At 62.5% G+C, this 11,483-nt stretch carries 9 protein-coding genes; 5 read left to right on the top strand and 4 right to left on the bottom strand.

Annotation, left to right across the window (positions count from 1 at the left end; all coding sequences use genetic code 11):
- Positions 1-130: 130 nt before the first annotated feature.
- From L981_RS00655 to L981_RS00640, 4 genes are all read left to right on the top strand, one after another.
- Complete coding sequence (locus L981_RS00655) at positions 131-1,261, top strand: glycosyltransferase (RefSeq protein WP_052201499.1); 1,131 nt, start codon at positions 131-133, stop codon at positions 1,259-1,261.
- A 343-nt stretch (positions 1,262-1,604) separates the two neighbouring features.
- Positions 1,605-2,456, top strand: a complete 852-nt coding sequence (locus L981_RS00650; RefSeq protein WP_043610792.1) for an ATP-binding protein — start codon at positions 1,605-1,607, stop codon at positions 2,454-2,456.
- Positions 2,457-2,730: 274 nt separating this feature from the next.
- On the top strand, positions 2,731-3,642 hold the full coding sequence (locus tag L981_RS00645) for an NAD-dependent epimerase/dehydratase family protein (RefSeq protein WP_043610791.1): 912 nt from the start codon (positions 2,731-2,733) through the stop codon (positions 3,640-3,642).
- 182 nt (positions 3,643-3,824) lie between these two features.
- The gene (locus L981_RS00640) at positions 3,825-4,118 is read left to right on the top strand and encodes a hypothetical protein (RefSeq protein ID WP_043610790.1); all 294 of its coding nucleotides are present in this window, start codon (positions 3,825-3,827) and stop codon (positions 4,116-4,118) included.
- Between the two features lie 13 nt (positions 4,119-4,131).
- Here L981_RS00640 and L981_RS00635 read toward each other — a convergent pair whose 3' ends face one another.
- From L981_RS00635 to L981_RS00620, 4 genes are read right to left on the bottom strand one after another with little or no spacing between them, the layout of a single operon-like run.
- Positions 4,132-4,680: a GNAT family N-acetyltransferase gene (locus L981_RS00635; protein WP_052201498.1), complete on the bottom strand. Its 549-nt coding sequence runs from the start codon at positions 4,678-4,680 to the stop codon at positions 4,132-4,134.
- Between the two features lie 14 nt (positions 4,681-4,694).
- Complete coding sequence (locus L981_RS00630) at positions 4,695-5,228, bottom strand: phage tail protein (RefSeq protein WP_043610789.1); 534 nt, start codon at positions 5,226-5,228, stop codon at positions 4,695-4,697.
- A gap of 33 nt (positions 5,229-5,261) precedes the next feature.
- Positions 5,262-5,792 carry a phage tail protein gene (locus L981_RS00625; protein ID WP_043610788.1) on the bottom strand — a complete coding sequence of 177 codons (531 nt, stop codon included), beginning with the start codon at positions 5,790-5,792 and terminating at the stop codon, positions 5,262-5,264.
- Between the two features lie 21 nt (positions 5,793-5,813).
- On the bottom strand, positions 5,814-6,347 hold the full coding sequence (locus L981_RS00620) for a phage tail protein (RefSeq protein ID WP_043610786.1): 534 nt from the start codon (positions 6,345-6,347) through the stop codon (positions 5,814-5,816).
- 343 nt (positions 6,348-6,690) lie between these two features.
- On the opposite strand from L981_RS00620, the gene L981_RS33145 reads away from it, so the two are divergent.
- On the top strand, positions 6,691-11,483 hold a 4,793-nt coding region (locus L981_RS33145), incomplete at its 3' end, for an S-layer family protein (RefSeq protein WP_197067082.1).

The following is an 11,483-nucleotide window of genomic DNA, read 5'->3' as shown; positions in this document are numbered from 1 at the left end:
CGGTTGCACGTGCTTCTAGCGCTTCAATGAGAAACTCATAATTTTCGATGTATACATTACTAATAGTTGTTGAATTGACGGTTGCTATGCATAATCGCCTTCGAGGGATATTTGAGGCGATTGTCTTACGATGGCAGGCAGCGTCGTTCACATCATCAACGACCTTAACGGAAACGGCGGCGCCGAGCGCCTGGTCGTGGAAATGGCGCAGCGACAGACGCGGTTTTCGGCAACGGTAATCGTGTGGAAGGGAGCTAATAACGAGCTCCTGGAAGACACGGCCTTCGCTGCCGTGACGATCATCGCGGCCAAGCTGTCGAGCCCCCGTTCGATTGCCAAAGCATGGCGGGCGATGCGCGCAGCGGACGTCGTGCACGTCCACCTGTTTCCGTCCCTCTATTTTTGCGCGCTCCTGCCCTTTCGGAAAATCTACACCGAGCACAACACCTGGAACCGCCGAAGGGCGAGGCGTTGGTTGCGCGGTATCGAACGCTGGGTCTATGGCCGTTACGACTGTGTTGCGGCGATCAGCACACCTGTCCGCGACCACCTGTCCGAATGGCTGGCGCCCATGGCCGCGAAAATCCACATCGTCGAAAACGGCGTCAGCCTGGACCGGTTTGCGTCGGCGCGCGACCGCAAGCCGAGACAGGATGGCCTCTTCTACATCGGCATGGTCGGAAGCTTCACCGAGAAGAAGGACCAGGAAACCATCGTGCGCGCCCTCCAGCGGCTTCCGGGCAATGTCCATGCGGTCTTTGCCGGTGTGGGGGACCGCCGTCCGATCGTCGAAGAACTCGCCGGCGCTCTCGGCGTGCGCGAGCGCGTCCACTTTTCCGGCTTGGTCCGGGATATCCCGGCGTTCCTCGGCCGCCTTGATCTCTATGTGCAATCGTCCCACTGGGAAGGCTTCGGGGTGGCGGTGGTCGAGGCGATGGCGTCGGACCTGCCGGTGCTGGTCAGCGATGTCGGAGGGCTGGCCGTCGTCGTTGACAACGACGACTACCGCTTCTCGGCGAAAAACCACGGGCAGCTTGCCGACCGCATTCGAGAACTTGCCAGCGATGACGAGAAGTATCGCAATGCGACAGCCTATGCGCGCCGCCGTGCGCAGGGCTTTTCGATCGACCGGACCGTCTCGTGCTACGAGGATCTTTACGATCTGATCAAGCCCGGTCCGCCGACATTGACGACGGCCGGCGCAGATACCGGCGCCTCTCGGTTCCGCCGTTCCTCGCACCCGTCACAGGATCTGCCCTGAGCAGTCGCGGCGTTCTGCCGGGGGATGTGGAGAAAGCACGAGGCGACACGATCGGGCCATCGGGATCGTGTCATCACGCAGCGGCTCATTCGAAAGCAACTGCTGAAATGTAACTTGGAATCTCCTGGGGAGTTGGTATTATCCCTGCATTGTTTTCGAATATACTGAAATTAACTGTTGTCGTTTTCATGTTTTGGGAGCCGATGTCGGCCAGTTTACCCTCAGGATCGTTTTAGCGGGCGCTGAGCCCCTGTCTGGAAAGGCAGGCGGCAGAGCAATCGGCCGCTGCCAGACGCCCCCCGGGGTTCGAGAGCCGCAGGCAATTTTTACAGGTTGTCCGACCATGGTGATGAGCGCCCGGCAATTTTATTCGGGAAACGACGGCTCGACGGACTGGGTCCGGGAGTCTGAGTTCTTCGCAAGACTGAAGATGCGAAACGGCACCTTCAAGCTCACACAGCCGTCGCGCTTTCGCGAGCTGGAAACGGCATTCAGGCCCTTGCTTTCGCAGAGGGCAGGGCAGTTGCGGGAGGTGCTCGATGTCGGCGTTTCCACCGGCGTGACGACGGTCGAGCTCTTGCGATACCTGGAGGCCTGCGGGGCGAAACCGAAGATCACCGCCACTGATCTCTTCATCGACGCGCACATCGTCGACGTGGCGCCAGGGGTCCGCGTTCTTGCCGATCCGGAAGGTTGGCCGCTGCAATATGATGTCGCCGGTCTTGCGATCCGACCCTGGATCCGACGGCTCGACTATGTGTCCCTTGCCTTCATTCCGCGCCAGCTGGCGAAATCCATGCTGCAGCCGCGCCTTCGCGCGCTGATCCGCAGTGGAAGGAGCGAGCCGGTCCAGATGATCACGCGGTCGTTGTCGCGCGACGATTCCATCGCATTCGTCGAGGATGACATCATGCGGCGCTCGCCGGACTTCGCCGGCCGCTTCGATCTCGTCAGAGCCGCGAACATTCTCAACAGGAGTTACTTCTCCAACGCGCAGATCCGCTTGGCCGTGTCCAACATTCGATCTTATCTGAGGGGTGCTGGAAGCTTGCTGATCGTGACCCGGACGAACGAGAAGGGCGAAAACGGGGGTACGCTTTTCGAGGTCGGCGCCGACGGCCGGTTCAAGGTCCTGATGCGCGTCGGCTCAGGATCCGAAGTGGAAGACCTGATCCTTGGTTGCCCCGCGCCCTAAGGCACTGGGCGGTTCAACCGGTCTCACCTGGGACACGCGTCGGCTTTGTCGCTTTCCCAAGCGACGACATCTCAGCGAAACGGTAAACCTGATGGCCAGAGCCTTGACGCCGCCCGGGCGACAAGGAAGATTGCAACCCAGACGGAAGGTCCGGTTACGGACGCACTGGCCGAGGGCCGGTCGCGCTCCGGGCCGGCTCGGCGGCTCAGGAAACCACCTGCACTTAAGATCCAGGCGCCTCCGATCGCGATGAGGTGTCGCGAGGGAAATCGACTTGAAAAGGATATTGGTTACCGGTGGAGCCGGGTTTATTGGCGCCCACCTTGCCCGGCGGCTGGTGAAGGCCGGCCACGACGTCACCATCCTCGACGATCTGAGTTCGGGAAAGCGAGAAAACGTTCCGCAGGCTGCGACCTTCATCGAGGGGTCGGTGCTCGACCGCGACGCCTTGCGCCGCGCGCTCGCCAGTGTGGACGCCTGCATCCATTTGGCGGCGATCTCCTCGGTGGAACGGTGCAAGCGGCAACTGACGTCATCGCACGCAATCAACATAACCGGTTTCCTCACGATCATCGAGGAGCTTGCCCATTCCCAGGCGCATCTACCGCTTGTCTACGCCTCATCGGCCGCGGTTTACGGGGCGAGCCAGGAACTGCCGCTTTCCGAAACCGGACGTTGCACTCCGCTTTCGCCTTACGGTGCGGACAAGCTTTCCTGCGAGCTTCACGCCCGGTCTGCCTACGAGGTCTACGGTATCGCGAGCCTGGGCTTGCGTTTCTTCAATGTGTACGGGCCGGGGCAGGATCCATCGTCTCCCTATTCCGGCGTGATCGCGAAGTTTGCCGAACGGCTGGAGCGCGGTGAAAACATCACCATCCATGGCGATGGTCGCCAGACCCGTGATTTTGTCCATGTCGATGACGTCGTGGAGGCATTGCTGCACGCGCTTGGCCGCTGGGACACGGGCGCGCGCATCGTCAATGTTTGCAGCGGTGTTGAGACATCGATCAGCGACCTTGCGCGGATCATGATCGAGGAAACCGGCAGCCGCTCGGATCTCACCTATATCGACGGCCTGTTGGGTGAAGTCAGGCGATCGCGTGGGTGCGTTGAAGCGCTCCAGGCAAAACTCGACTATCGCTGCGCAACCGACCTTCGAACCGGGCTCGCGCGACTGCTGCAGTGATCGCGATGGCAGAGCGGGCTGCGTGTTCGCGGCTTGGAATGCGGCGCTCGCGCAGCTGCCTGCTTTTGCCGTTCTCAGATCGCTACCTGCCGATCCTCACCGGCTGAGGCTTTTGTGTTCAACTTCCATGGTGTAGAAATGTCGGGAACGACCCAGACGGGAATCATCAAGGGGATCCGCGCATGGAATTGCTGACGCTTCAACATTTCGCGGGTTGCGTTGGTCAGGCGTTCGATCTGTCTTTGGGAGAGAGCACGATGCCCTTGACCCTGGCAGAAGCCACGCCCGGCACGACGCACATCATGCCCGGCATGCTTCGCGCCCCCTTTTCCCTCGTCTTCCGCAGCGGTTCGGCGATCGTGCTGCCGCAGCAGATCTATCGGCTGAAAAATGCGTCGCTCGGGGCGCTCGATATTTTTCTCGTGCCGGTCGCCCGTGACAAGCAGGGCATCGTCTATCAGGCTGTTTTCAATTAAGCCACGACGGCGGTCAGAGGTCACCTGCTTCGGCGTGGTTGCGGCAAGGCCATTCCATCCGGACGTGTGACGGGCCGTTTTCAACCGCTCGGAACCCAAGGCGGTAATAGAGCGCTTGAGCCCGGAAATTGTGCTGTTCGACGTGCAGGCTTATGGCTGTGGCCGCCGCGAGGGCAGCCTGTTGCTGGATGGCTGCGATAAGCCTCGTCCCCAGGCCCTGGCGGCGCCATTGCGGAAGAAACCCAATGTCGACGATCAGCCATCGGTCCTTGTTCCAATCCAGATACACGCGCCCAATCGGCTGGGATTCGGCCTCGGCGACCAGATAATCCGCATCGGCAAAGGTCGCCATGTAGTGGCGATGCTGGAACAGGAACTGCTGATCGAGAAACGCGAGTTTCCGTTCAGGCGGCCAGGGTACCGGCGCCAGTTCGTCCGCCCGAAACGATCGGTAGAGTTCCAGCAGGAACGGAACGTCTTCCGACGTGGCATGGCGCAAAGACAGGCCTGCGACAGTGATGCGAGCGGGGACAGTCCGCACTGGAAATTCCACCAGGGGCATGGTGTCGGATGTCGTCACGAGAATTGCGGAAACACGCCTTGAAGGGCGATACTGAAGTTCACCGCGAGAAAGGGTTGACGGTTTTCATGCGACGAACCGCCTCCCGTGGGGCCGATCATACCCGCGGCGAACTTTGCATCCGCCGTGGCGTCCTTGGCCATGACCGGGCTGTCGAGAGGCAAGGTCAGTGAGTTTCCGGCTGATGGGGCACTTGCCCTTTTCGTCGAGTCCGGCTGCAGATAGGCGGTAAATGAATGGGTGTGTCCCGGCATTTCCGGAGTGTGCAGGGTGACATTGTCCGCGCCGAAAGCCAGTCCGGCCGATCGCGGCGAAAGACCCGGTCCGGTTCCCGAACCGCAGCTGGCTCGGCCGGAGAAATTCGGCAGTTGGAAGGTGTTTCGACCGTCTCCTCCGTACGTGACGCCAATGAGCGAGTAGAGCGTGGTATTCTGGCGGATCAGAATTGTGGTGCCGTTGCAGAAAGCCCAATCTCTTGGCGCAAAATCGAAACCGAACAATTGGATTTCACCAACGAAAGGCTCTGTCATTCTTTCCCCCTAATTGTGAAATGGCCGCTCGTATCAGCTTTGCGTCGGGTAGATGCCGACGACTGCTATGCAGAACTGCACCGGCAACGTCGGCATTGTGTTGTCATGAGGGAGGTTGCCACCGGCCGGCTCGGTTGAACTCGGGTTGGTTTTCTGCGCGTCAAGACCGGAGACGTCCGTGGCATACATCGTATTGCTGCTAAGCGCCCCGAGTTCGACGCCCGCGCCGATGGTCGTGGCATTTGCAGCGGCGTTCGTTGCGTACATCGGGTGGCTGTGCGCCGGCAAATGCGTGCTCAAAAGCGTGACGCTTTCGGTGCCGCCGACTGCGCCGATCGCGTACGGTGAGCGGTTTGGTGCGCTGCCGAAGTGAAGCGGCACACGGCCGCGCAGGTCGGGAACACGGAAATATGACTGGCCATCGCCGCCGTAGGTGGTTCCGATCAGATTGAACAGCAGTTCGTTGTCGGCGATCGGCAGCAGCGTACCATCACAGGCTTGCCACCCGATCGGCACACGGGGAAAGCCGAACATTCGTATTTCTCCAACATAGGGAGCGCTCATGTTAAACCTCCGGCGACTGGCTCAGTTGCGTGATGGATAGATGCCCGTCAGTGCGATGCTAAAATTGATGGCGGAGTAGGGTTGCATGTTGGAATGAGCCTGTCCGTCACCTGCCGGCGCCACGCTTGGCTGAGAGAGTTGCACCTGGGTTTCTCCCGTCGGTGCGTAGATCGGCAAAGTTGTGGTGGCATAGAGCATGTTTGCGGGCACGCGCAACTTGCCGGGGGCGGTCGTCCCCTTGCCCTGATGCGTGTGCGGTGGGATTTCGGCAGAGGTGAGCGCCACCGCTTCTTCGCCGTCGTGATTGCCGATCCCATAAGGTGTCGTCGGTTGCCAACCCGCGTCGGCGGATGGTCCGAAAGCAACGGGCGTTCGGCCGCGCAGGTCGGGAAGCGCGAAATTGTTCGTACCGTTGCCGCCATATTTGGTCATCAGCAGAGAGAACAGTGCCTGGTACTGGGCGATCGGCATAATCTGACCGTTGCAGAGCGCGAACCCTCGCGGCGCAAAATTGAATCCGCCCATCATTATCTGCCCGATGAAGACTTCGGTCATGCGTGCCGCGCTCCCTATTCCCGACGACTCTGGATATCCCCTGTGGCGCACTCTCTCTCATAACGAGCATCTTGGGAAGTGACGGTACGCGATCTTTTTATTCGTATTCGCGCACAGGTAGTGCGATTCTGGGTTGTGAGACTCGATTTTACATGTCAATCAGTGGACGAGGCGGTGAACGGACTGATCGTGACGATGGACGAGCGTCCATGCGGCGCACGGTGCGCGCGGGGGCGGCGACATGTTTCAACGATTTCGGGGACGAGTCTGGGGCGCGCGCGCGCTGTGGGCGCAGGGGGCTTCGTTCCTCGTATTTACAGTTCTTGTCTGTATGGCCAGCCTTTTGCCCGCGACCGTCGCGAGGGCAGCTTGCTCGCCGACCCAGTCGGCCACGATCGCCTCCGGCGGCACCGTGATGTTCACCTGCGCGGCCGGTGGCTTTGGCGGTACGATTACGGCTCCGTCGCACGGAAGCCTGACATTTGGCACACCACAGAACGTTTATGCGTTGGTCTATACCAACAATGGAGACGGGGCGACGTCGGACACCTTTATCGTGGAGGACGATCTCGCCGAGCCCGTCACATTCAACATCACGATCACGCCTTCAAGTTCGCCACTGACGGTAACGCCAGCAAGCCTGCCGGCGCCGGTTGTCGGAACCGCCTACAGCCAAGCTCTCAGCACCACCGGTGGCGTCGCGCCCTACAATTATGTGCAGGTGGGCGGGACAATGCCGCCGGGGCTGACGGTCAATGCGGGCGCGATCACGGGAACGCCGACCGGATCCGGAAATTATGGCTTCACGCTTCGTGTGACCGATTCCACCGCCCCGACGGCGCTGTTTGTCGACAAGAGTTACAGCGTCAACATTGCCGCGCCGGTAATCAACGTGACGCCGGCGACGGTGCCTGACGGGAACGTCGGAGCGGCCTACAGCGTGCAGTTCAACGCAAGCGGCGGCACGGCTCCCTATACATTCACGCGCGATAGCGGCAATGCGCTGCCAAGCGGTCTGACACTGTCGCCGGGCGGGCTTCTGTCCGGCACACCGACGGCTGCGGGGAGCGCGACCTTCGTGCTGAAGGTGCAGGACAGCACCACGATCGCGACCGGCGGCAGCCATTCGAAAACGCAATCGGTGACGATTACTATCAACAATTTTCCGCCGGTAACCTTTGTTCCGCCGAGCGGTTCCACGCTCGCTGCCGGCACGGTCGGCAGCCCCTATTCGCAGACGGTTTCGGCTTCTGGCGGTTCGGGCGCAATCAGTTACTCGGTTCCGCCCGGCGCGCTTCCGGTCGGCCTAAGCCTGAACACGACGACCGGAGCGATCACGGGCACACCGACGGACGCGGCGATCGGTGCAAGGACGTTCACCGTGACGGCGACGGCGGCGACATCCGGCACTGCCTCGGCAACCTACACGATCAACGTTTCGGCGCCGCCAGTTGTGCTGACGCCGGCGGCCGGCGCGCTTTCGGGTGGAACGGTGGGTGTTGCCTACTCAAACAGCTCGATTTCGGCGACAGGGGGTGTCGGTGCGATCACCTATTCGGTGTCGGCGGGCGCCCTGCCGGCGGGTCTGAGCATCAATCCCTCGACGGGCGCGATCACCGGAACGCCGCTTCCTGGCGCCTATGGTTCCGCCACCTTCACGGTGAAGGCGACGGCTGCGACCGTCGGAACCGATTCCAAAGTCTATTCGATCGCCATTGCAGCGCCACCGGTAGTGCTGACGCCAGCGGCCGGCGCGCTTGCGAATGGTGAAGTGAACGTGGCCTATCCGGGCGCATCGATCTCTGCGAGCGGCGGCGTGGGGACGTTTACCTATGTGGTAACGGCCGGCACGCTTCCAGACGGCCTCAGCCTGAGTTCCACAGGTGCGATTTCCGGCACGCCGACGGCGGCAGGTTACGGCACCAAAAATTTCACGATCACCGCGACAGGCTCGATCGCAGGGTCCGCGTCGGCTGGCTACAGCATCGCGATTTCGGCGCCGCCCATGACCCTGACGCCCGCAGGCGGCGCGTTGACGGCCGCGACTGCCGGGACGGCCTATTCCGACACGTCGATCGCAGCCGTGAACGGGCTTGGGACGGTCAGTTATGCCGCAGCGCCGGGAACGCTGCCCCCCGGCCTTAGCCTGGCCTCGTCAAGCGGCGCGATCACAGGCACGCCAACGGTTGCAGGCGCCTTCAACGTCACCGTTACGGCGACCGACATGCATAGCCGGACGGCGAGCGAAAACTACAGCATCAATGTCGCTGCAGTGGCTCCGGGCGCGCCGACGGCAGTTATGGCCACGGCAGATGACACCCGCGCCGCTGTGAGCTTCACGCCGCCCGCCTTCGACGGCGGCACCGCGATTACAGGCTATGTCGTCACATCAAGCCCAGGCAACTTCACCGGGAGCGGATCAACGAGCCCGATCACTGTGAGCGGCCTTGCCAACGGCACCAGCTACACCTTTACTGTGACCGCGAGCAACAGCGTCGGCGTCGGCCCTGCGTCAGCGCCCTCCGGCGCCGTGATCCCTCAGGGCAACCAGACGATCTCGTTTGCCAATCCCGGCGCACAGAACTTCGGCACCAACCCGACGCTGAGCGCGACCGCGAGTTCCGGTCTGCCTGTTGCATTTACGTCGTCGACGACGGCCGTTTGTACGACCGATAGCGGCGGGACACTGACATTCCATTCGGCCGGAAACTGCACCATCATCGCCGAGCAGGTCGGCAATGCCAGTTTTCGACCGGCGCCGCTTGTGACCCAGCACTTCACCGTCAATGCGGTTTCGCCCGGCGCACCGACGATCGGCGCGGCGACGGCCGGCGATACGTGGGCGGACGTCGCCTTCACTGCGCCGGCGAGCACCGGCGGTGCGGCGATCGTCAGCTACACCGTCACATCAAGCCCGGGCGGTTTGACCATGAGCGGCTCATCGAGCCCCATTAGGGTGAGCGGGCTCACAAACGGCACGTCCTATACGTTTACGGTGACGGCGACCAACAGCAGCGCTGCTCCCGGCCCGGCGTCGGTCCCTTCCAATGCGGTGACGCCGCGCTCGCCGCAGACGATCAACTTTGTCAATCCGGGCGCGCAGAACTTCGGCACCACGCCGACACTGACGGCATCGTCGAGCGCAAGTTTGCCGATTGCCTTTACATCCTCGACCGCGGCCGTGTGTACGATCACCCCCGGCGGCGATCTGACCTTCCACAGCGCAGGGAACTGCACGATTGCTGCGGACCAGGAGGGTGACGGCACCTATCTGCCGGCGCCAACGGTGAGCCAGAGCTTCACCGTCGATGCGGTTGCTCCGGGCGCGCCGACCGCGGTGACGGCGACGCCAGGCGATGGTGAAGCGATCGTCCAGTTCACGGCGCCGTCGAACACAGGTGGTTCGGGCATCAACCTCTACACCGTCACGTCGAGCCCCGGCGGCCACGTCGCGACGAACAATGTGAGCCCAGTCACGGTTACGGGTCTTTCCAACGGCACACCCTATACGTTCACGGTGACAGCGACCGGCAACGGAGGACTGGGGCCGGCGTCCGGCGTCTCCAATGCGGTCACCCCGATGGGGTCGCAGACGATCACCTTCGCCAATCCCGGCCCGCAGAACTATGCGACGCCGGTGAACCTGACGGCGAGCGCCAGTTCCGGGCTTCCCGTAGCCTGGCAATCCATGACGCCCGGCGTCTGCGTCGTCACCTCAAGCGGTGCGGTAACCTTCCGTAATGGTGGCGATTGCGAGATCGAGGTCTCGCAAGCTGGCAACGGCGCTTTTCTCGCTGCCCCTTCCGTCCGTCAACTGTTCCAGGTCTCCGCGCCGAACTTCGTTTTCACTCCGGCTTCCGGCGCGCTTCCGACGGCAACGGCAGCGACGGCCTACAGCCAAACCTTCAGCGTCAGCGGCGGAACGGGGCCACATAGCTATACGGTCGCGGTCGGTGCCTTGCCGAGCGGCCTGGTCCTTTCCTCCGGAGGTGCCCTGTCCGGCACACCGACGGCGGATGGAACCTTCAACTTCACAGTGAGCGCCAGGGATACCTACGGCGCGTCCAGCACCAGCAGCTACAGCCTGATTGTTCGGGTGCAGGCGCCGGTTGCCGGCGCTACGACAAAGACGGTTGCCGCCAACTCGTCGGCGAATGTGATTGCGCCCAATCTTTCCGGTGGCGCCGCCGCTTCCGTAACCATCACCGCCGCGCCATCGCACGGCACAGCCACGGTGGCCGGGACGTCGTTCAACTATACGCCGACCGCGGGTTTCTCCGGTACTGATAGCTTCAGTTACACCGCAACGAACGCGACCGGGACATCAGCGCCGGCGACGGTTACGGTGACGGTGTCTGCGCCGATCTTCGCCTTTACGCCCGTTCCTGGATCGCTTTCCGGGGCGACCGTTGCCCAGCCCTACGATCAGACGATTTCGGCGGCCAACGGAACCGGGCCTTACAGCTACGCGATCACCGGTTCGCAGCCGCCGGGCCTGACGCTTGCAGCCGACGGCCGCCTGTCGGGCACGCCGACGACGGACGGCAACTACAGCTTCACGATCGAGGCGACCGACGCGAACGGCGCAACCGGCTCTGCCACCTATAGCCTGGCAGTCGCGGTCGAGGCGCCGTCGGCCGGCGCCGTCGCTGCCACAGTTGCCGCCAATTCGACGGCAAACACCATTTCGCCCAGCCTCTCGGGCGGCGCGTCCGCATCGGTGGCGATCGCAAGTCCGCCGTCGCGCGGTGCGGCGTCGATCTCCGGCTTGCAGATCCTCTATACACCTGAGCCAGGCTATTCGGGCACCGACAGCTTCACCTACACCGCATCGAATGCGACCGGCACATCCACGCCGGCAACCGTCACGGTGACGGTCTCGCCGCCGCTGCTTGTCTTTTCTCCGGCCGGTGGCACGCTTGCGGCCGCCGTCCCCGGGGTTTCCTATAGCCAGAGCCTGACGGCCAGCGCCGGAACGGCCCCCTATTTCTATCAGGTCACATCCGGAGCATTGCCGGGCGGGCTGACGCTCGATCCAGCCAGCGGCGCGATCTCCGGGCAGCCGGCAGCCGACGGCGATTTCAGCTTCACCGTGACGGCGACCGATGCCAATGGTGCGACAGGGCAGGCGAGCTA

The sequence above is a fragment of the Ensifer sp. ZNC0028 genome, assembly GCF_000799055.1.
Classification (GTDB): domain Bacteria; phylum Pseudomonadota; class Alphaproteobacteria; order Rhizobiales; family Rhizobiaceae; genus Ensifer.
Note: the sequence above shows the minus strand (reverse complement) of the source record. Positions and strands in the feature narration are given on the sequence as shown.

Bases quoted from the DNA above. Each gene is read 5' to 3' on its own strand.
- L981_RS00630 (WP_043610789.1), bottom strand. From the start codon at position 5,228: ATGACAGAGCCTTTCGTTGGTGAAATCCAATTGTTCGGTTTCGATTTT.
- L981_RS00640 (WP_043610790.1), top strand. From the start codon at position 3,825: ATGGAATTGCTGACGCTTCAACATTTCGCGGGTTGCGTTGGTCAGGCG.
- L981_RS00650 (WP_043610792.1), top strand. From the start codon at position 1,605: ATGGTGATGAGCGCCCGGCAATTTTATTCGGGAAACGACGGCTCGACG.
- L981_RS00655 (WP_052201499.1), top strand. From the start codon at position 131: ATGGCAGGCAGCGTCGTTCACATCATCAACGACCTTAACGGAAACGGC.
- L981_RS00620 (WP_043610786.1), bottom strand. From the start codon at position 6,347: ATGACCGAAGTCTTCATCGGGCAGATAATGATGGGCGGATTCAATTTT.
- L981_RS00625 (WP_043610788.1), bottom strand. From the start codon at position 5,792: ATGAGCGCTCCCTATGTTGGAGAAATACGAATGTTCGGCTTTCCCCGT.
- L981_RS00635 (WP_052201498.1), bottom strand. From the start codon at position 4,680: ATGCCCCTGGTGGAATTTCCAGTGCGGACTGTCCCCGCTCGCATCACT.